Source organism: Aequorivita sublithincola DSM 14238 (genome assembly GCF_000265385.1).
In the GTDB taxonomy this organism is placed as follows: Bacteria; Bacteroidota; Bacteroidia; order Flavobacteriales; family Flavobacteriaceae; genus Aequorivita; species Aequorivita sublithincola.
Window position 1 is genome coordinate 521,229 of the sequence record NC_018013.1, and the last position, 20,763, is coordinate 541,991.

Genomic DNA, 20,763 nt, shown 5'->3' on the forward strand with positions numbered 1-20,763 from the left:
GTCCGATTATAATTATAGAGAAGCAAGTCGATGAATCTTTACGGTTTCAGTAAAAAACACTAGTTTTGCAAGCGCAATTTTATGGAAAAGAAAATAACACCTTATAAAAATTCTTCAGAAGGAAAAAAGAAGCAGGTTGAGCAGATGTTCGACACTATTTCTGAGGAATATGACGGCCTAAACCGAGTAATTTCATTAGGTTCAGATATTAAATGGCGGAAAAAAGTCATTAAAATGGTTGCTGAAAAAAATCCAAAAACCATACTTGACATTGCCACGGGAACCGGCGATCTTGCTATTCAGTTTGCTGAAAATTCTTCCGCAGAAAAAATTATTGGTTTGGATCTTTCTGAAGGTATGCTTTCGGTAGCTCGCAAAAAAGTTTCGGGAAAGCCCATTTCAGAAAAAATTGAATTTATTCAAGCAGATTCTGAAGCCTTGCCTTTTGAAGACAATAGCTTTGATGCTATCACGGTTTCCTTCGGTATCCGCAATTTTGAAAACCTTGAAAAAGGTCTTTCAGAAATTCTTCGGGTATTGAAAAAAGGAGGCATTTTCGTGATTTTGGAAACTTCTGTTCCTTCAAAATTTCCTTTTAAACAAGGTTATCATTTTTACTCAAAAAACGTTTTACCGCTTGTAGGCAAAGTGTTTTCGAAGGACAAAGTTGCTTACAAATATTTAAGCGAAAGTGCATCAGCATTTCCTCATGGTGAAAACCTCAACAATATTTTACGCAAAATTGGGTTTAATGAAGTGAAAAATATACCGCAAACCTTTGGCGTAGCAACCATATATAATGCTACTAAATAATTTATGAAGAAACTATTTTTTATACTGGCCGTTTTATTATTTGCAAACAGTGCGAGTGCACAATGGTTTTTCAATAATGAGCGTATTGCCAACTTAGAAAATTTTGACAAGAAACGCCTTTCTTGGGGTTACTTTTTGGGCTTCAACAATTACGATTTTAAATTTGACTACAAAGATGACTTAGGTAAGAATACGGATATTCAAGTAGATCGTTCTTCGGGCTTCAATGTTGGTTTGGTGGGCGATGTGCGTATAAATGAATATCTAAATTTACGTTTGGAACCAGGTTTATATTTTATGCAACGAAACCTTATTTTTCCTGGTTTTGAAGAGAAAAAAGATTTTTTGCGTGAAGTGAAATCTACTTACGTTCATGTGCCTCTTTTATTAAAAGTTTCAACTAAAAGGTTGAACAATATTAAACCATTTATCGTGGGTGGTCTCTCCACATCGCTCAATCTTTCTAGCAACGAGAAAAACCCTGAAGACAATGAGCAGGGAAGATTTCGGATGACAAAAAATACTAATTATTACGAACTTGGTTTTGGGATAGATTTTTATCTGTATTATTTCAAATTTACGCCTTCCATTCGTGGCATTTTTGCGCTGAATAATGAATTAGTTCCAGATGACGATCCCAACAGTCCATATACTGGAAACATTGAAAAAATGTCCAGTCGAGGCATTTTTGTAAACTTTACTTTTCAATAGTTCTTCTAAATTCACTTAAAAGAATAGCCGTTGCTGTTGCAACATTAAGGCTTTCGGTTTTTTGAATTTTTCCAAAACGAGGAATTGTTATTTTGTGGGTTATCTTCTGAATTATTTCTTCGGAAATACCATTCGCTTCATTGCCCATCACTATTATTCCGTTCTCGGGAAGTTTTTCAGAATAGATGTTTTTTCCATCCATAAATCCTCCGTAGATAGGTAATTTCGTTTTTTCCAAATATTCAGAAAACGATAAATAATGAACCTGCACTCGCGCCAAAGAACCCATCGTTGCTTGAACTACTTTGGGGTTAAAACAGTCTGCCGTGTCTTCGGAACAAAGTAATTGCTGCACTCCAAACCAATCGCAAAGCCGAATAATGGTTCCTAAATTTCCAGGATCGCGAACAGCGTCTAAGGCAACTATCAATCCTGAATCCTTCGTTGCTCTGGGTTTTGGAATTTCAAAAACCGCCAAAGAAGTGTTTGCAGTTTTTAGAAAACTAATTTTTTTGAGTTCAGCTTCGGTTATGTGAAAATGGTTTTCAGTAGAAACTTGAGCCACGTCTGTTGAGAAAAACCAGCGAAGTTTCATGTTTTCGCGGAGCAATTCGGCTATCACCTTTGGTCCTTCAGCCACAAAAAAACCAGTTTGGTCGCGGTACTTTTTCTGTTGAAGACTCGTTATTAATTTTGTTTGACTTTTGCTGACCAAAATATAGTATTTTTGAATTTGAATAAACACACACACTTGAAGCGCGACCTCACAAAAATATCACTATTTATAGTATTAGTCAGTTTATTTTTTTCCTGTAATGCAGTAAAACGTGTGCCCGAAGGAAAATTTTTGCTCACGGAAAACACAATTCTTGTTGATAGCGTAAAGATTAAAGACGAAGGTGTTTACAGTCAGTTGGCTCAAAAACCCAACCCATCCATCCCACTTATAGGCATTCCATTTGCTTTGCACATCTATAATCTTGCAGATCCGCAGCCAGATTCTACCTATTATAAATGGCTTTACAAAAACCCAAAACGAGAGGATCGATTAATTAGTTTTCTTTCAAAAAAACAAGTGGATCAAATAGATAGCAGCTATGTGGGTTTCAACAAGTGGCTGCAAAAATCTGGTGATGCGCCAGTAATAATCACCGATAGGAAAATTGAAAAATCACTAGAACGGCTAAAACGATGGTACGCAAGCTATGGTTATTTTAATGATGAAGTGGATTATAAAATAGTGCCTAGCGAAAAAAAGAATAAAAGAGCATCCATCAATTATTACGTAAAAAAGCACAAACCCTATATTATTGGCGATTCTATTGCTGAAAAGATAAGTTCGCCAGTTGTTGATTCACTTTTTCAAATTACAAAAAGGAATAAATTCATTGTTCCCGGAAAGCAATATGCGGCTAATGATTTTGTAAATGAACGTGACCGTCTTACTATATTATTAAGAAATTCTGGGCTTTATCATTTTGAACAAGATTATGTAGGTTTTGAGGCGGATACTGTAAATACAGACCATAAAGCTGATATAACCTATATTATTCCAAATAGAAAAATTACTCAGGGCGACAGCACATACACCACTCCTTTTAAAGTACACACCATTAATGAAGTTAGAATTGTTACGGATTTTAGTTATGAAAACCGCGACAAAAAATTTCAAGATTCCTTGAGTTATAATGGCTATAAGCTTTTCAGCTATGGTAAAATGCGGTTTAGGCCAAAAGCTATTGCCAGTGCTATTTCAATAACGCCAGGAAAAATCTATAAAGATATAGACCGAACGTTGACCTATACCCAAATAAGCGACCTGCGGATTTTTAAATATCCCAACATTAGTTATACAGAGGTTGAAGCAGACAGCACAGGAAGACTTTTAAATTCCACTATTTTGTTGAGTCCACGAGATCGCTTTAACTTGGGAGTAGATTTTGATGCTTATACTTCAACCATTCAACAGTTTGGGATTAGTTTCAGTGGAAATATGCTTTTCAGAAATATTTTTCGAGGCGCGGAAATCCTTGAAATTTCAGGACGTGGAAGTCTCGGTTCTTCTAAAGATGCTGCGGAAAGTGACAGTGGTTTTTTCAACATTTCAGAATTTGGAACCGACGTAAAACTCACCTTTCCACGAATTCTTTTTCCTATAAATACTGAAAAAGTTATTCCGAAATATATGTCGCCCTCCACCTCTGTTAGTTTTGGTTACAGTGTCCAAAATAATATTGGGCTGGATAGGCAAACTTCCAACGCGATCTATAATTATAGATGGAAACCTTCAAAAATACTTACCTATCAGGTAGATTTATTTAACCTTCAGTTTGTTAGAAACCTGAATACGGAGAATTATTTCAATGTTTACAAAAGTTCTTATAACAGGCTGAACGAAATAGCTGGTGATCTTAATTATGACTTCAACAATCCTTCGCCAGACCCAGCATTGGAAGTTCCAGAAGAGACAAATGAATTTATAGATAATGTTTTAAATGAAACAATAAGCGCTGATCCCCAAACCCTTCAAGAGGTGAAGAGTATTCGAGAACGCCAAAGACGTCTTAGTGAGAACAATCTTATTTTTGCAACAAACGTAACATTAACAAGGGATACAAGAGAAAATATAAACGATAATAATTTTTCACGTTTACGGATAAAACTGGAATCTGCAGGAAATTTACTTGCTGGAATTTCAAACCTTGCTGGACTTAACTCAAACAGTGATGGAAATTATGAAGCCTTAGGCGTTGTTTTTTCGCAATACGCAAAGGTGGAAGGCGAATACATAAAACATTGGGAAATAAATAGCAATAACGTGTTTGCTGTACGTGCTTTTGCTGGTATTGCAATTCCGTATGGCAATAGTAACAGCATTCCGTTTACAAGAAGTTATTTTGCAGGAGGAACTAATGACAATAGAGGTTGGAGAGCTTATGATTTAGGGCCAGGAAGCAGTGGTAGTTTGCTCGATTTTAATGATGCCAACTTTAAGCTCGCTTTCAATGCAGAGTACAGATTTACTATTCTCGGCGAGGTAAAGGGCGCACTATTTGTGGACGCTGGAAACATTTGGAATGTTCTGGACGATATCAAAAACCCCGCATTTCGATTTGAAGAAATTGCAGATTTAAAAGAAATTGCTGTGGCTTCAGGGTTTGGACTTCGCTATGATTTTGGTTTTTTCGTGTTTCGCTTTGATGTTGGGTTTAAAACCCACAACCCCGGAAGACCTGTTGGCGAACGCTGGTTTAAAGACTACAGCTTCTCAAAAGCTGTTTACAACATCGGTATCAACTATCCTTTTTAAACCATATAAATTTGTTATTTTTGTTTGCTGAATGAATTCAATATTTGGAATTTTATCAAGAAGCACCAATTAACTATAAACAATTAACTCTTTAACACAGCTATGGGTCACGGAATTAAACCAGGTGTAGCCACCGGCAAAGAAATTCAAAAAATACATCAATACGCAAAAGAAAAAGGTTTTGCGATGCCTGCCGTAAACGTTGTGGGATCAGACAGTGTGAATGCTGTTATGGAAACCGCTGCAGCACTAAAGGCTCCTGTGATTATTCAATTTTCAAACGGCGGTGCGCACTTTAATGCTGGAAAAGGACTTTCCAACGAAAATGAAAAAGCCGCAATTGCTGGAGGTGTAGCTGGTGCAAAACACATTCACGAACTTGCAAAAGTTTATGGAGCTACCGTAATTCTTCACACAGATCACTGCGCTAAAAAATTACTTCCTTGGATTGACGGGTTACTAGATGTAGGCGAAAAATTCTACAAAGAAACTGGAAAACCGCTCTATAGCTCACATATGATAGATCTTTCCGAAGAACCTATTGAAGAAAATATTGAAATCTGCAAACGCTATTTAGAGCGCATGAGCAAGATTGGGATGACCCTTGAAATTGAATTGGGAATCACAGGCGGCGAAGAAGACGGCGTTGATAATACAGATGTAGATTCTTCAAAATTATATACGCAGCCAGATGAAGTTGCTTATGCTTACGAAGAGCTTTCGAAAATAAGCGATCAATTTACCATTGCTGCTGCCTTCGGAAATGTTCACGGGGTTTATAAGCCTGGGAATGTAAAACTGACTCCTGTCATTTTGAAAAATTCTCAAGAATATGTTCAGAAAAAATTCAATACGGGTCCAAATCCAATAGACTTTGTGTTTCACGGTGGAAGCGGTTCTACGTTGGAAGAAATCCGCGAAGCAATTGGCTACGGCGTTATAAAGATGAATATTGACACCGATATGCAATTTGCTTTTACTGAAGGTGTTCGCGATTATATGGTTAACAATCTGGAATATTTAAAAACCCAAATAGGAAACCCAGACGGTCATGACCTTCCAAACAAAAAATATTACGATCCAAGAAAATGGCTTCGCGATGGCGAAATCACTTTCAAAAATAGGCTTACAAAAGCTTTTGAAGATTTAAATAACGTGAATACTTTATAAATCAGACCCCTAACCCCTAAAGGGGAGTAATAGTCCTGGCAAGTAAGTGCAATCCATATTTAAATTTCTATTTACTCAAATAATTATAAATAACCGAGAACTGAAAACTCATAACTCATAACTCCCAACTAAATTATGCCTTGGTTTAAAAGAACAAAAAAGGGAATTCAAACCCCAACCGAAGATAAAAAAGACGTCCCTAAAGGACTTTGGTATAAATCACCTACTGGAAAAATCGTAGATAGCGAAGAGCTTGAAAAGAATTTTTACGTAAGTCCGGAAGATGGTTACCACGTGCGAGTTGGTAGTAAAGAATATTTCGAAATTCTTTTTGACGACAACAAATTCAAAGAACTGGATAAAAATCTTACCTCTCAAGACACCTTAAAGTTTGAAGACAAGAAAAAATATACAGATAGACTGAAGGAAGCACAGGACAAAACTGGTCTTAAAGACGCAATTCGTTGCGCCGTTGGAAAATCTATGGGCGAAGATTTGGTTATTGCTTGTATGGATTTTAGTTTTATTGGTGGTTCTATGGGAAGCGTTGTAGGCGAAAAAATTGTTCGTGCCGCAGATTATTCCTTGAAGAAAAAAATTCCATTATTGATAATCTCAAAAAGTGGTGGAGCCCGAATGATGGAAGCCGCACTTTCATTGATGCAGCTTGCAAAAACAAGTGTAAAACTTGCTCAGTTAAGCGATGCCGGAATACCTTATATTTCGTTGAGCACCGACCCAACTACAGGTGGAACAACCGCATCTTTCGCTATGTTGGGCGATATAAACATTGGTGAGCCAGGCGCACTAATTGGTTTTGCTGGACCTCGCGTTGTTAGAGATACTACGGGGAAGGAATTGCCTGAAGGTTTCCAGACCGCAGAATTTGTTTTGGAACACGGTTTCCTCGATTTCATAACCCACCGTAGAGACTTAAAACGAAAAGTGAATCTCTATCTAGATTTGGTTCTAAACAGACCGCTTAGAGAAAAAGTTGAAAAATCGGCTTGATTTTCTAAAATTTAAAAAAAACTGGCTATAGAAGGCCGTATACTGATTACTTTTATTACTTTTGCAACCTTGATTATCAAAACGGTAATCGATACATAAAAATCATTTACACAAATATTAGCATGTATTTAGACATTAAAGAAAAAGAAGATATTTTCAAAAAACACGGAAAATCTGTAAAAGACACAGGTTCTGCAGAAGGACAAATTGCATTATTCACTTATAGAATAGAGCATTTAACTAAGCACCTTAAAGCAAACCACAAGGACTACAACACTGAGCGTTCTTTGGTAATGTTAGTAGGTAAAAGAAGAGCTCTTTTGGACTATTTAACCAAGAAAGACGTACTTCGTTACCGTGCTATCGTTAAAGAATTAGGATTACGTAAGTAATTTTTTTAAAGGGCTCTTTACGAGCCCTTTTTATTTTTATTGCTTATTATTTATTGACATTAACCTGCCATTCCGAACTTGTTTCGGAATCACTTCAAGTAAGTTTAAAGATTTATTAGAACACAGAAAAGCTACCCAAAGGTTTTTCATTGGTCAACCACAACAACACAACAACACTAAGTCTGAAAATCAGACTTTGACCAAAAGTAACTGCGCACAATCGCGTGCGCATAAATGAAAAACAAATGATACCTAAAGTATTTAGAGAGGTCATAGACCTAGGTGATGGAAGAGAAATTTCCATCGAAACCGGAAAATTGGCAAAACAGGCCCATGGTTCTGTTGTTGTACAATCCGGAAAATGTATGTTGCTTTGTACCGTAGTTTCCAACTACGAGCAAAAAGACTTAGATTTTCTACCATTAACAGTAGACTATCGCGAAAAATTCGCAGCTTCAGGTCGTTATCCTGGTGGTTTCTTCAAAAGAGAAGCAAGACCGAGCGACGGTGAAGTATTGACAATGCGTTTGGTGGATCGTGTATTGCGTCCCCTTTTCCCAAAAGATTATCACTCAGAAACACAAGTTATGATTCAATTAATGAGTCATGATGAAGATGTAATGCCAGATGCTATGGCAGGTTTAGCCGCTTCTGCAGCTATTCAACTTTCAGATTTTCCTTTTGAATGTGCTATTTCTGAAGCAAGAGTAGGACGTGTAAATGGCGAATTCGTAATCAACCCTTCAAGAGCACAGCTAGAAGAATCTGACATCGATATGATGATTGGTGCTTCTGCAGACAGCGTAATGATGGTAGAAGGCGAAATGAAGGAAATTTCTGAAGAAGAAATGACCGAAGCAATTAAATTTGCACACGAACATATTAAAGTACAATGTGCTGCGCAGATTAGATTGGCCGAAGCTTTTGGAAAAAAAGAAACTCGTGAGTATCCAGCAGAAAGAGAAGATGCAGACCTTGAGAAAAAGGTATACGATATGGCTTATGATAAAGTATATGCTATTGCACAAGCTGGTTCAGCTAAGCACGAAAGAAGTGCTGCTTTTTCTGAAATAAAAGATGCTATTAAAGCTACTTTTTCTGAAGAAGAATTAGAAGACTTTGGCGATCTAGTTTCAAAATACTACCGTAAAGCAGAAAAAGCTACAATTCGTGATTTAACATTAAACGAAGGTCTACGTTTAGATGGCCGTAAAACAGTTGACATTCGCCCAATTTGGTGTGAAGTTGATTATTTACCATCTGTTCACGGTTCAGCAATTTTCACTCGTGGAGAAACGCAAGCCTTGGCAACCGTAACTTTGGGAACTTCAAGAGAAGCAAACAAAATTGATATGCCATCTTACGAAGGAGAAGAAACTTTCTACCTTCACTATAACTTCCCACCTTTCTGTACAGGAGAAGCTAGACCAATTCGTGGAACATCTCGTCGTGAGGTAGGTCACGGTAACTTGGCACAACGTGCACTTAAAGGAATGGTACCAGCAGATTGCCCGTACACGGTACGTGTAGTTTCTGAAGTATTAGAATCTAACGGTTCATCATCTATGGCAACTGTTTGTGCAGGTACAATGGCAATGATGGATGCCGGTATCCAAATGAAAAAACCAGTTTCTGGTATCGCAATGGGATTAATTTCTGATGGTGATAGTGGAAAATATGCAGTACTATCTGATATTTTGGGTGATGAAGATCACTTAGGAGATATGGACTTTAAAGTAACCGGAACGGCAGATGGTATTACAGCTTGCCAGATGGATATTAAAGTGAAAGGATTGGGTTATGAGATTCTTGTAGCTGCATTAAACCAAGCGAGAGATGGTCGTTTACACATTCTTGATAAATTGACCGAAGCTATTGCTGCACCTCGTGAAGATGTGAAACCTTATGCACCTAAAATGGTGACTGTTCGTATTCCTAATGAATACATTGGCGCATTAATTGGACCAGGTGGAAAAGTTATTCAAGAACTTCAAAAAGTAACAGGATGTACTATCGTGATTAACGAAGACCCTGTAACTGAAGAAGGTATTGTTGAAATTTTAGGTACTGGACAAGAAGGAATTGATGCTGTTTTAGCAAAAATTGATTCCTTAACCTTTAAGCCAGAAGTTGGAAGCGTTTACGAAGTGAAAGTAATCAAGATGCTTGACTTTGGTGCTGTTGTTGAATATATGGATGCTCCAGGAAACGAGACTTTGCTACACGTTAGCGAACTTGCTTGGGAACGCACAGAAAACGTAACCGATGTTGTAAATATGGGTGATGTTTTTGATGTAAAATTCATAGGTTTCGACCCAAGAACGAAGAAAGATAAAGTTTCTAGAAAAGCGTTATTGCCAAAACCAGAAGGTTACAAAGAACGCCCACCACGTGACGATAGCCGAAGCGGTGGACGTGATAATCGTGGACGCGACAACCGTGGCCGTGATGATCGCAATAGTCGTGATAGAGATAGAAAGAGAGATTAAATTTAGTTATGAGTTATGAGTGCTGGGTTAAGATCTATAATTAACTCTAAACTCATAACTCTTAACTCTTAACTCTTAACTCTTAACTTAAAAAAAACGTCTTCATTCCTGAAACTTTGGAAGAAGGCGTTTTTTCATTATGGTTCATTTTTAATTACGCTTTCGGTTCCATTGAAGCACCAAGCCCACGGTGGCAATGCTTTCTACAGCATTAATGTTACCGCCCAATTTAAGACCCATGGAGTATCGTTCTCCCAATTTAAATTGCAATTTGGCGCCTATCGGAAAACCAATGGTACTTTCATCGATATCTCCCCTAGTTCGGGTAATTTCATCGGTTAAACCATAAGTGTTATAATGAAAGTAACCTGCGCCAATATAGACTTCTGTAAATATTTTTTCACCTAACGGAAAACTTCTTCCATATAAAAAATTTACTTCGGCAATATCGTCGCTGCTGCCTATAAAATTGCCTTCAGTCCCAAATCCACCAGCCAAACTAAAGATGCTTTTTCCGTAATCAAAACTAACATCGCCAGTTAAATAAGGTCCAGAATTTGAACCTACATAAACTCCTAATGGACTGACGGAAAAGGAACGATATGAAAAACTATTTGAACTGGTCTCATTTTGAGCCTGGGTAATGAAGGTGGTTAAAAAGCAAACCACACCAAAAAAGATAAACTTGTTTTTTAAAGATTTCATAATTAAGGATTTTAGAAGTTAAAGATTCTTACATTATTTTACGATTATATTTTGTTTTATGATAATACTGCAATAATAGTCCGCCTGTAAAAAGGGTTTTCTGGTTACTGATGGTCGCTTGCATTTCAAACCCAATTGCAAAACGGCTCGTTACCATTGGACTCAAATTTAGTTTTATTGGCACTGCAAAAAATGATTCGTTTTCAAGATCATATTTAGTACCGTTATAAGAATTATAATGGCGCGAGTATATACCAGCTCCGGTGTAGCCCGAAATATAGAACCGTTCGCCAAGTTTAAATTCTCTCCCATAAAGCAAATCAATTTCATAAAACCAATCATTATTATCTCCTAAAAGTTTCACTTTACTACCACCCAAAGCAGATAATCCGAATAAATTTTTAGCATCATTAAAATTGACTTGTGCAGAAAACGGATATACAAAACAGAATCAATCTTAACCAAGATTTGCTTTTAATTTGAAATATACTTGAAAACCATTAATCCCCATTTATATTATTAGGGAGTAGTATGTACGGTTTCTACAGTTGGTCGAGTTGATTAAAAGGTTTTCAATAGTATGGTTAAATGAAAACTTCTCTATTCATAAGGACTTCTACTTCTTCGCGTAAATTGAAGATGAATACCGCTTCCAAACAAGAACTTATCCTTATTTAGATTTACGTGGAATTGCAATCCCAAAGAAAATCCATTTTTTAGCATTAGCCTTGTTATAACAGTAACTGGAACCCCAATGGTTTTGTAGTCAACTTCAAATTCTTCATAAAAGCCCGTATTTCGGTCACTGATTGTTTCAATGGTATTCAACCTAAAATAACCTAAGCCTGAAAATACGTCAACAAAAAATCGATTCTTAATTTGGAACTCTCTTCCATACAAAAGGTTTAACTCATAATAGGAGTCATTGTGATCCAGAATATTTATTTCTCCACCACCTTCAGCTCCTATTCCCACTAAATTATTGCCAAGGGAGAATCGAACATCTCCGCTAAAACCAAGACCCGTATTTTTATTTTCAGAATAAACCTTTGCTGGGGAAAAACTAAAGGAATGATAAGCAAAAGTGTTTGGCACTTCATTATCTTGTGAATACACATTAAGAATACCGAAAAGTATAAATACGAATAACAACGCTTTTATTCTCATAACCTAGATATTATAAATCAAAGATGATAAAAATAATATTTGCAACGCAACCTTTCCAAAAATTTTAGACTATAGAGTAACACAAACAAAACAATTATGAAAAATCTTTGGTACCTACCTCTTATCCTGTTGCTCACGGTTTTCAATTCTTGCGAAGATGAACCTATAAGCAAAGCAGATCCTTCAAAAGTAATTATTGTAAATTCTGAATTATACAACCTTATCCAGAAAGCTTGTAGCAATGATTTTGAGAACCAAATTACCTGTATCGATTTCAATTATGCTTTTACATTAGTGGTTTATGATGAAAACATGGAAGTTTTCGCCTACCAAATTATAAATAGCGATATAGAATTCAGCGACTTTTTAGATGCGTTGGAAGAAGGAAAATCCATTGGGCTAAGTTACCCAATTAGCAGTGTTTTAAACAATGGCGAACCCTACGTTATCAATAACAACGACGAACTGAAAGATGCAATAAATAAATGTTTGCAGGCAGACACTATCACGACGTGCAACAATATTCTAACAGAAACTTCGTGCATGTGGAAAATTGACCATTTGGCTGGTCCCAATAGCGAATACGAGGGTTCTTATTTTGAAGTAACCAATTTTGGAAATGCAGGTTTGTATTTTCAAGATCATTCCTTCGGCGGAACTTGGATAACCTATTTTATTGAAGAAGAACTGCATCTCAACATTTTCCTAACTGGAGATGCTAACGTAATCGACGATTGGAATTTTGATTGGAAAGTAGTTAGTTTTGACGAAACACAAATGGAAATCACAAACGGAACAGACAGCTATCGTTTACTAAAAGATTGTTACGAACCTTGCCGAAAATTTCTTTTTGAAGAGTGCGAAACCGAGTCAAATTCCGGCAGCGCAATTTTTGATTTGGAAAGCTACTTTGATTGTTTCTTCCCATTAACAGGAATCCCTGATCCAGCAACCGTTGCTGCAAGCTATTATGAAACGTATGATGATATGCTAGCAGGCACCAATCCTATTGTTAATATAATGTATGAAAACACCGTAAACCCTCAAGTTATTTATATTAGGTTTGAAGATGTAAATACTGGAGAACCTGTTGCTTATTTACCCATAATTTTAAAAGCTATTAACTGTTAAAACTTAAAAACATGAAAACAAATTTTTATACAATTTTAATACTTTCCGTGCTAGTATGCTTCTCCTGTTCAAAAGATAACGATGAAAATGCAGTTGACCAACCACCGATTCAAAACGACTGTGGAGGTGGAATGGCAAAAACGTTATATACTGAATGTTGTGTAGAAGGCCCTATACAGGCAAAATCTGATCAAATAATTTCGCTTACATATACAAGCAATTTTGAAAGTGATATTTATGAATGGACAGTGCAAGGGAATTCAATTACGCTTGTAGAAGGGCAAAATGCTGCAACAGCAAAATTTAGAACCGCAAAGAATTTTGTAAAAGATTCTATATTAGGCTTTAGTATCTCACCAGAAGGAGTACCAGCATGCGGCAATATTATTGTAATAACAGCCTATTGAACCTTTTAAAAAATCAAAATATTTCTTTTGAATACGGAAGAACTAATAAAACAATGCATAAAAAAACCACCGCATAGCTCAAAACAAAATTTGCGAGAAACACATTGCCAAGATATTTTTCACCTCTTTGTCTGTTTGTTCAGATCTTATTGTAATAAAATCTAACTAAAAAATGATATGAAAACAAAACATCAAAAATTCTTAGCTCTATTATTGACTGCAACATTTTTACTAATTTCGTGTAGTAAAAATGATGATACCCCTAAAGAAAATTTAGTATTGGAAATTGGACAGGAATACCAAGGAGGAATCATTTTCTATCTAGATAATTCTGGCGAACACGGATTAATTGCATATCAATCCGATCTTGCAGACGCTCCTTGGGCTGTTTCACTCAACCAAACCCAGTACCTCCAACCGCTCCTATTGCCCAAAATGACGGCATCGGTTTTGGAGCGCAAAACACACTTGCCATCATCAACTTTTGCCACGAACCAGATAGTGCAGCGCGATTAGCTTATGATTTGGATGGAAATGGATATAATGATTGGTATTTGCCTTCAATTGATGAATTGGTATTAATCTATGAAAAAAGAAACTTGATTGGAGGTTTTCCTGATTTAAACAATGATGCAAATAATGGAAAATTTATTGTTTAAGCAAGTTCTTCAGAAGGATGGGGAACAAATGATGGTAACGGAGGCTTTTTATATTTGAATTATGAAGTGTATGATTTTTCAGTAACAACTGTTCTTCCAGATAATAGAGAACTATTTACTGGAAAAGACAGCAAAATGATTGTACGACCAATAAGATCATTTTAAAATCAAAATTCTATTTGAAAACAGAAGAACTAATAAATCAATGCATTAAAAACAACCGGACAGCTCAGAACGAACTGTTCCAGCAGTACAAAGACACCCTTTTTTTTACCTCTTTAAAGTATTGTAGAAATCAAGCCGACGCAGAAGACAACTTGCATGACACCTTCATAACTATATTTCAAAAAATAAAAACCTTTAAACACAAAGGTTCTTTTGAAGGCTGGATGAAACGAATTACTATATTTAAAGCCATAGATAAATACAAAGCACAAAAACCTGTGCCTATTGAAATAAACAACGACATTCTTGAAGAAACTGTTGAAACTGATGAAGAAACCGATATTTCAATAGACCAACTTTTAAAACTCATTCAAGAATTGCCAGACCAATATAGACTGGTTTTTAACCTCTTTCAAATGGACGGTTTTACACATAAAGAAATTGCTGAACTTATGAATATTTCCGAAGGAACTTCCAAATCAAACTACCATCGTGCAAAGTTGATTTTGCGTGACAAAGTTGAAGCAATAAACAACCCCAAATATTCAAAAATAAATTAAAATGGGACAGAAAAAAGACATAGGACAGCTATTTGAAAATAGACTGGCAAACAAAAAAAACAATCCCAGCAAGAATCTTTGGAAAAAGATAAACACTTCCTTAGACGAAGAGAAACGCAGAAAAAAAAGAATCCTTTTCTATTGGCTTGTGGGCAGTGGAATTTCTACTTTATTCATATTCTTTCTATTGTTTAGCAGCGAGAGTTTGTTGCAATCAAACATTGAAAAACCAGAAAATAACCCGTCTTCAACTGAGCAACCATTCTCTTCTTCAGAAAAAGAAAATAATGAAAATACTAATGAAATTGTAACTAAAAATTCAATAAACGTTACAAAGTTAAATTCCCAAAAACTTTCTCAAACTACACCAATTCAAGAGAATTCAATTTTGAGTGAAAAGGAAATTTCTTCGAAATCTAAAATCAACAATAAAATAACCACTTCAAAAAACAAAGCAATAGAAGAAACATACAATGTTTCCGAAAAATATTATTACTACAACAGTAAAGATGGCAAGCAGCTGATAACGACCAATAAAAACGAAATTGATAGTCTGGTGGCCGAACAATATAAAACATTAGATTCCGTAGCAAACAAAAAAGCTGACAATCCTGGACAATAAGCAGAAGATTCTATAGTTTGAAATGACATAGCTTTAAAAAGTTTATAACTTTTGTAACCTTTTACGCATCTATTACGTATAACTAAGTACACAAGTTTAAACCTTAATCTACAGGACATTTCTTAAATGAGACAACTTAAAATTACAAAGCAGGTAACCAACAGGGAAACTGCTTCATTAGACAAATACCTTCAGGAAATTGGTAAAGTTGACTTAATCACCGCAGACGAAGAAGTAGAATTGGCACAACGCATAAAAGCGGGTGACCTTCTTGCTTTGGAAAAATTGACCAAAGCAAACTTACGTTTCGTGGTTTCGGTGGCGAAGCAATACCAAAACCAAGGACTTACCCTTCCAGATCTTATTAATGAAGGAAACCTTGGCCTTATTAAAGCCGCACAACGTTTTGATGAAACGCGTGGTTTTAAATTTATTTCTTATGCCGTTTGGTGGATTCGTCAGTCTATTCTTCAAGCTTTGGCAGAGCAATCACGTATTGTTCGTTTGCCTTTGAACAAGATTGGAAGCATCAACAAAATCAACAAAATGTATGCTTATTTGGAACAAGCCAATGAGCGCCCACCTTCCGCAGAAGAAATTGCGAAGGAACTAGACATGACCATTAATGACGTAAAAGAGTCCATGAAAAACTCTGGCCGTCACGTATCAATGGACGCACCGCTTGTAGAAGGAGAAGATAGTAACCTTTACGACGTTTTGCGAAGTGGTGAAAGTCCAAACCCGGACCGCGCTTTGTTGCACGAATCGCTTAGAACAGAAATAGAACGTGCTTTGGAAACATTAACGCCACGGGAAGCAGACGTTATTCGTCTTTATTTTGGTCTTGGAGATCAACACCCAATGACTTTGGAAGAAATAGGTGAAACATTTGATCTTACACGTGAGCGCGTTCGCCAAATTAAAGAAAAGGCAATCCGAAGATTAAAGCATACTTCAAGAAGTAAAATATTAATGACATATTTGGGATAGCTTCGACTCCTCTCAGCTACGGTTTTCGGTCATCGAGCGTAGCCGAAGTGCCAAACACCCATAAAGTTAACTTACAGTATAATCCTGGTTTTAAATCAGGATGACAACTGTTCGTTTTTTGATTGATGAATGAACCCTCGGCTGATTACCGAGGGTTTTTCATTCAATACAAAATAGCGAACGCCATCCCGATAACTATCGGGACCAAATAAAATTAAAATTTCAAAAATATAATTCTTAATGGCGACTCGCGATTCACCACCACTAAACTCATTTAACTGGCGAGTCAGTAGTCGTATCTACCAAACTCATAAAAATTGAAACCCATAAACTCCCAACTTATCTTTACCTTTGCAAAAACTTTAAAAAATGAACGACATACTAATTGCACCTTCCGTCCTTGCCGCAGATTTCGCTTACCTTCAGCGCGACATCGAAATGATAAACAATAGCAAAGCAGATTGGTTTCACATAGATGTGATGGATGGGCTTTTTGTTCCAAATATTTCTTTCGGAATGCCCGTGATTAAAAGCATTGCGGCACATGCTAAAAAACCCTTGGACGTTCATTTGATGATAATAGATCCAGATCGCTACATAAAAGCATTTGCTGATTTAGGAACAAATATACTTTCAGTTCATTATGAAGCTTGCACGCATCTACATCGTTCTTTACAAGCCATAAAAGCTGAAGGAATGCAAGCTGGCGTAGCCATAAACCCACATACCAATGTTTCGCTTTTAGAAGACACTATAAACGATATTGATTTGGTCTGTATGATGAGTGTAAACCCAGGTTTTGGCGGCCAGAGTTTTATTGAAAACACTTATAAGAAAATAAAACAACTTAGAAAAATTATTGAAGCCAACGGCGCTTCCACTAAAATTGAAATTGATGGCGGGGTAACTAACGAAAACGCCAAACAACTTGTTGCTGCTGGCGCAGATGTTTTAGTTGCCGGAAGCTATGTTTTTGGGTCGACCGATCCTTCACAAACCATTCAAGATTTAAAGAAACTTACAAATAATTAAAAACTGCGCTGGAGTTCATAACATTCCATCGCACGGCTCAGAATGACTGACACGAAAGACGTTTTAATAATTGGCGCTGGCCCAATAGGTATTGCCTGTGCTTTGGAATGTAAAAAAAAAGGTCTTCAGTACATAGTTATTGAAAAAGGGACACTTATCAATTCAATTTATAATTATCCGCTAAATATGACCTTCTTTTCCACTTCGGAAAAATTGGAGCTTGATGGTATTCCCTTCATCAGTAACAACCCCAAACCTACTAGAAATGAGGCTTTGGAATATTATAGGCGTGTAGCTACTTCTAATAAACTTCTTATAAATTTATATGAAACGATTCTTTCGGTTGAAAAAACTGAAAGTCATTTCATCGTAGTTTCAGAAAAAAACACTTACAAAGCCAAGAATATTATTATAAGTACAGGTTTTTACGACATTCCAAAAATGCTGAACATTACAGGCGAATCATTACCGAAAGTGATGCACTATTACAAAGAAGCGCATCCATTCGTAATGCAAAAGGTAATTGTGGTTGGCGCAAGCAATTCCGCTGTAGATGCTGCTTTGGAAATATATCGGAAAGGTGGTGAGGTAACTATGATTGTCCGTGGACCAGAAATAGGTGAACGCGTTAAATATTGGGTAAAACCAGACATTGAAAACCGAATTAAAGAAGGAAGTATAAAAGCATATTTTAATTCTGAAATTGAAAAAATTACTGAAAGTGAAGTTTTCATAACCACCCCAAAAGGTAGAGAAATTTTAAAGAATGATTTCGTAATTGCACTCACTGGATATAGACCCCATTTTGATTTTCTGAAAAAGATAGGAGTCAAGTTTTCGGAAAATGAAAACCAATTCCCACTATACAATCCTGAAACAATGGAAAGCAATATTGACGGACTATACTTAGCAGGGGTAATTTGTGGCGGAACGGAAACCCATAAATGGTTTATTGAAAACTCGCGAATTCATTCTAAAATTATTGCTCAAAACATTTCAGAAAAAATCAATATCCAGCAAAATTAAAGTTCAGCAACTTTTTGGTATAATCATATAACTTCGGAAAAGCATCTTTAAAATCTTCTGGCGACTCAAAAAAGTATTCAGCAAGCACAGCCATAAATTCATATTGATTTCTAAAAGCGTAAGCTCTAAAAAATTTAGTTTCGTCTAGTTGGCGCCTAACCTCAGGATTTGCCACCGTTTTCATAATATTTTGAAATTGCTTAACGAAGCGAGCAGAATCCAAATCGTCACCACCTTTGGTCTCCAACTGCATGGCGTGCATAAATTCGTGAATGCCAACATTTAGATTGTCATTGCTTATTTGAAAACCTTCTTCAAAATCTTCCCAAGAAAGTACCAAGGCTCTTTGTCGAGGATTAAATTCGCCTTTGTGGTAATTATTGTTTGTGGTGCTGTAAAACTTAGAAGGATAGATAAGTATAACATCTATTAAAGTGTATGTATAATTTCTTCTACCAAAACTAAGCATACAAGCTATTGCAGCAATTAAAACTTCAATCCGCTCTGTAATTATCAAATTATCCCTTCCAATAAATTTTTTCTCAGAAATAAACTGAGCCACTCTATGGTTGAATTGTTTTTTGTGCTTCTCCGAAAGTTTATTATAAAAATCGAATTGATTTTTAAGTATGGTCTCTTTAGAAGCACTCACCTTCTTATAAACAAAATAATGCCTAAACAAGGGTCTATTAAAATAGGAAGCGTACCAACTTTCGAAAACACGAAAAAAATAAAACACAATACCAAACATTACGACACCGTAAGCATAAGGAGCAAGCTCAGGTGCGTAGGTTTCTACTTTTAAAGTTATATACAAATTTATCAAGAAAACTTTATTAGATGACTTAAATATAATGCTTTTGAAATTATATTGACAGTAGAATAATTTTGCCAAAAAATAAAAGCAAAAAAAATCCCCGGCCAAAAGCCAGGGATTTAATTAAATATTAGTTTTTAGGGAGCTTAAAATTAAAAGCCCCAAGTATTAGCATTTTTATCCCAGAAAAGCCTAGTTTCTGTTTTATCACCACCAATCGCGGCAGCTGCTTCAGCATACATATCAGGATTTAGGTTAATCTCAGATACTGGATAAGGATAACGCACAGGATATCCAGACTCAGCTTTTAATGGTTTAACCAAAACTGGGAAATCCAAACGTCTAAGTGAAAGCCAAGAAGCAAAAGTTCTGTTATACAGAGCTAAATAACCTTGAGTACCAATAGACTCTTTCCAAGCAGCAGGGTTGTAAGCCACCTCTGGTTTTGCAATATAAGCAACAGCACCATCAACACCCCAAAAATCAAAGGATGCAGTTATACCCGCGTTATAGTGACTTGCAGCATCGCCAACACCGTAACCTCTTGCAGCACCTTCGGCTAACAAAAATTCAGCTTCAGCATATTGTAGTAACCATCCTGGATAATCTGAACCAAGGATATCTGGTGTAACGTGACTGTAATCAGTGTAAACCGTTTGGTCTCCAATTACACCTCCAACAAAAGCACCATCTTTTTCAGTAAAATAAGCACCTCTTCTTGGGTCTTCCAATCCATTCATCAAATCAACCATAGTTTTACCTGCAACGTAATCGTTACGGTTACTAAGCACTAAGTTGTCATTTAAAGGATTTCCGTTTGGAGGAGAAGTATAAAGGTAACCAGCATCATCTGCGTTGCTTGTGAATACTCCAGAAGCAAAAGCAGATTCAACCGCAGCTTGAGCAGTAGCACCATCAACATCAGCTAATGTAATACCCATTCTCAACTTAAGCGTATTTCCAAACTTTTTCCATAAGGCAACATCACCACCATAAACTTTGTCAGAAGCATCTGTAAAACTTCCTTTTCCAGTATCCATAGAATTAATCGCTGCAGTTAAACGTACAATTAAATCTTTGTAAATAGTTAAGGCATCATCATACTTAGGAGTTAGATTCTCTATATCCAATGCTTCTGAATAAGGAACGTTACCGTAAGTTTCTACCAAGTCACTAAAAGTATACACATTCAGTATTTCAATGATAGCCAATTTGTTTGGTTTCAACTCGTTTGTAATGTCATTATCAGTTGCATCAATATTTATACTTGCCTGCTTAAGATCTCTCAATACGTCTCTATACATTTCTCTCCAGTGGTTATCTGGAATAGGACGTGTTGCTTGATCATAGTTACTTTCATCAGGATAAGTAGTCTCCTGCCAGTGTTGCGCCCACAACCTATGGTTGTTAAGGTTAACGTTTGGCGTAGTTATCTGATCAGCAAGCTGTTTTTGAGCAGAAGCGAACAAACTCTCACCGCTAACTGCTGTAGGGTCTTTTATATTTTTATTCAGATCCTCTAAACTATCTGAACAAGAAGCAGCAAAAATGGCCGCTGTTAAAATTAAAATCAGTTTCTTCATTTT

21 protein-coding genes are annotated in these 20,763 nt (G+C 36.3%); 15 read left to right on the forward strand and 6 right to left on the reverse strand.

Annotation, left to right across the window (positions count from 1 at the left end; genetic code table 11):
- Positions 1–81: 81 nt before the first annotated feature.
- On the forward strand, positions 82–813 hold the full coding sequence (gene ubiE / locus AEQSU_RS02555) for a bifunctional demethylmenaquinone methyltransferase/2-methoxy-6-polyprenyl-1,4-benzoquinol methylase UbiE (protein ID WP_014781294.1): 732 nt from the start codon (positions 82–84) through the stop codon (positions 811–813).
- 3 nt (positions 814–816) lie between these two features.
- The gene (porT, locus tag AEQSU_RS02560; RefSeq protein ID WP_014781295.1) at positions 817–1,524 is read left to right on the forward strand and encodes a type IX secretion/gliding motility protein PorT/SprT; all 708 of its coding nucleotides are present in this window, start codon (positions 817–819) and stop codon (positions 1,522–1,524) included.
- Here porT and AEQSU_RS02565 read toward each other — a convergent pair.
- Positions 1,511–2,239 (reverse strand): RNA methyltransferase, encoded by a 729-nt coding sequence (locus AEQSU_RS02565; protein WP_014781296.1) that lies wholly within the window; start codon positions 2,237–2,239, stop codon positions 1,511–1,513. The genes porT and AEQSU_RS02565 overlap by 14 nt on opposite strands.
- 36 nt (positions 2,240–2,275) lie before the next feature.
- Here AEQSU_RS02565 and tamL point away from each other — a divergent pair, with 36 nt between their 5' ends.
- From tamL to AEQSU_RS02590, 5 genes are all read left to right on the forward strand, one after another.
- Positions 2,276–4,834, forward strand: coding sequence for a translocation and assembly module lipoprotein TamL (gene tamL, locus AEQSU_RS02570; RefSeq protein ID WP_042492252.1), 2,559 nt, complete (start codon positions 2,276–2,278; stop codon positions 4,832–4,834).
- 102 nt (positions 4,835–4,936) lie between these two features.
- On the forward strand, positions 4,937–6,004 hold the full coding sequence (gene fbaA / locus AEQSU_RS02575) for a class II fructose-bisphosphate aldolase (RefSeq protein ID WP_014781298.1): 1,068 nt from the start codon (positions 4,937–4,939) through the stop codon (positions 6,002–6,004).
- Between the two features lie 135 nt (positions 6,005–6,139).
- Positions 6,140–7,015, forward strand: a complete 876-nt coding sequence (gene accD, locus AEQSU_RS02580; RefSeq protein ID WP_014781299.1) for an acetyl-CoA carboxylase, carboxyltransferase subunit beta — start codon at positions 6,140–6,142, stop codon at positions 7,013–7,015.
- A 122-nt stretch (positions 7,016–7,137) separates the two neighbouring features.
- Positions 7,138–7,407, forward strand: a complete 270-nt coding sequence (gene rpsO, locus AEQSU_RS02585) for a 30S ribosomal protein S15 (protein ID WP_014781300.1) — start codon at positions 7,138–7,140, stop codon at positions 7,405–7,407.
- A gap of 245 nt (positions 7,408–7,652) precedes the next feature.
- Positions 7,653–9,896, forward strand: a complete 2,244-nt coding sequence (locus AEQSU_RS02590) for a polyribonucleotide nucleotidyltransferase (protein WP_014781301.1) — start codon at positions 7,653–7,655, stop codon at positions 9,894–9,896.
- A gap of 150 nt (positions 9,897–10,046) precedes the next feature.
- Here AEQSU_RS02590 and AEQSU_RS02595 read toward each other — a convergent pair whose 3' ends face one another.
- The 3 genes from AEQSU_RS02595 to AEQSU_RS02605 all read right to left on the reverse strand — a co-directional run bounded on the left by AEQSU_RS02595 (position 10,047) and on the right by AEQSU_RS02605 (position 11,768).
- Positions 10,047–10,601: a hypothetical protein gene (locus tag AEQSU_RS02595; RefSeq protein WP_014781302.1), complete on the reverse strand. Its 555-nt coding sequence runs from the start codon at positions 10,599–10,601 to the stop codon at positions 10,047–10,049.
- Between the two features lie 28 nt (positions 10,602–10,629).
- Positions 10,630–10,965 carry a hypothetical protein gene (locus AEQSU_RS02600; protein ID WP_157429242.1) on the reverse strand — a complete coding sequence of 112 codons (336 nt, stop codon included), beginning with the start codon at positions 10,963–10,965 and terminating at the stop codon, positions 10,630–10,632.
- 236 nt (positions 10,966–11,201) lie between these two features.
- Positions 11,202–11,768 (reverse strand): hypothetical protein, encoded by a 567-nt coding sequence (locus AEQSU_RS02605; RefSeq protein WP_014781304.1) that lies wholly within the window; start codon positions 11,766–11,768, stop codon positions 11,202–11,204.
- A gap of 96 nt (positions 11,769–11,864) precedes the next feature.
- Between AEQSU_RS02605 and AEQSU_RS02610 the strand changes: the two genes are divergently transcribed.
- The 8 genes from AEQSU_RS02610 (at position 11,865) to AEQSU_RS02645 (ending at position 18,360) form a co-directional block, all read left to right on the forward strand.
- Positions 11,865–12,899, forward strand: coding sequence for a hypothetical protein (locus AEQSU_RS02610; RefSeq protein WP_014781305.1), 1,035 nt, complete (start codon positions 11,865–11,867; stop codon positions 12,897–12,899).
- An 11-nt stretch (positions 12,900–12,910) separates the two neighbouring features.
- On the forward strand, positions 12,911–13,306 hold the full coding sequence (locus AEQSU_RS02615) for a hypothetical protein (protein WP_014781306.1): 396 nt from the start codon (positions 12,911–12,913) through the stop codon (positions 13,304–13,306).
- Positions 13,307–13,483: 177 nt separating this feature from the next.
- Positions 13,484–13,822 carry a hypothetical protein gene (locus AEQSU_RS16580; protein ID WP_157429243.1) on the forward strand — a complete coding sequence of 113 codons (339 nt, stop codon included), beginning with the start codon at positions 13,484–13,486 and terminating at the stop codon, positions 13,820–13,822.
- Between the two features lie 322 nt (positions 13,823–14,144).
- A complete protein-coding gene (locus AEQSU_RS02625; RefSeq protein WP_014781307.1) occupies positions 14,145–14,690 on the forward strand; it encodes an RNA polymerase sigma factor in 546 nt (181 codons plus the stop codon).
- 1 nt (position 14,691) lies between these two features.
- Positions 14,692–15,312, forward strand: a complete 621-nt coding sequence (locus tag AEQSU_RS02630) for a hypothetical protein (RefSeq protein ID WP_014781308.1) — start codon at positions 14,692–14,694, stop codon at positions 15,310–15,312.
- 126 nt (positions 15,313–15,438) lie between these two features.
- Positions 15,439–16,302, forward strand: coding sequence for a sigma-70 family RNA polymerase sigma factor (locus AEQSU_RS02635; protein ID WP_014781309.1), 864 nt, complete (start codon positions 15,439–15,441; stop codon positions 16,300–16,302).
- Positions 16,303–16,671: 369 nt separating this feature from the next.
- Positions 16,672–17,334: a ribulose-phosphate 3-epimerase gene (gene rpe / locus AEQSU_RS02640; RefSeq protein WP_014781310.1), complete on the forward strand. Its 663-nt coding sequence runs from the start codon at positions 16,672–16,674 to the stop codon at positions 17,332–17,334.
- A 42-nt stretch (positions 17,335–17,376) separates the two neighbouring features.
- Positions 17,377–18,360: a YpdA family putative bacillithiol disulfide reductase gene (locus tag AEQSU_RS02645; RefSeq protein WP_014781311.1), complete on the forward strand. Its 984-nt coding sequence runs from the start codon at positions 17,377–17,379 to the stop codon at positions 18,358–18,360.
- Here AEQSU_RS02645 and AEQSU_RS02650 read toward each other — a convergent pair.
- On the reverse strand, positions 18,341–19,177 hold the full coding sequence (locus tag AEQSU_RS02650) for a zinc-dependent peptidase (protein ID WP_052309012.1): 837 nt from the start codon (positions 19,175–19,177) through the stop codon (positions 18,341–18,343). The genes AEQSU_RS02645 and AEQSU_RS02650 overlap by 20 nt on opposite strands.
- A gap of 152 nt (positions 19,178–19,329) precedes the next feature.
- Positions 19,330–20,760: a SusD/RagB family nutrient-binding outer membrane lipoprotein gene (locus tag AEQSU_RS02655; RefSeq protein WP_014781313.1), complete on the reverse strand. Its 1,431-nt coding sequence runs from the start codon at positions 20,758–20,760 to the stop codon at positions 19,330–19,332.
- Positions 20,761–20,763 lie beyond the last annotated feature (3 nt).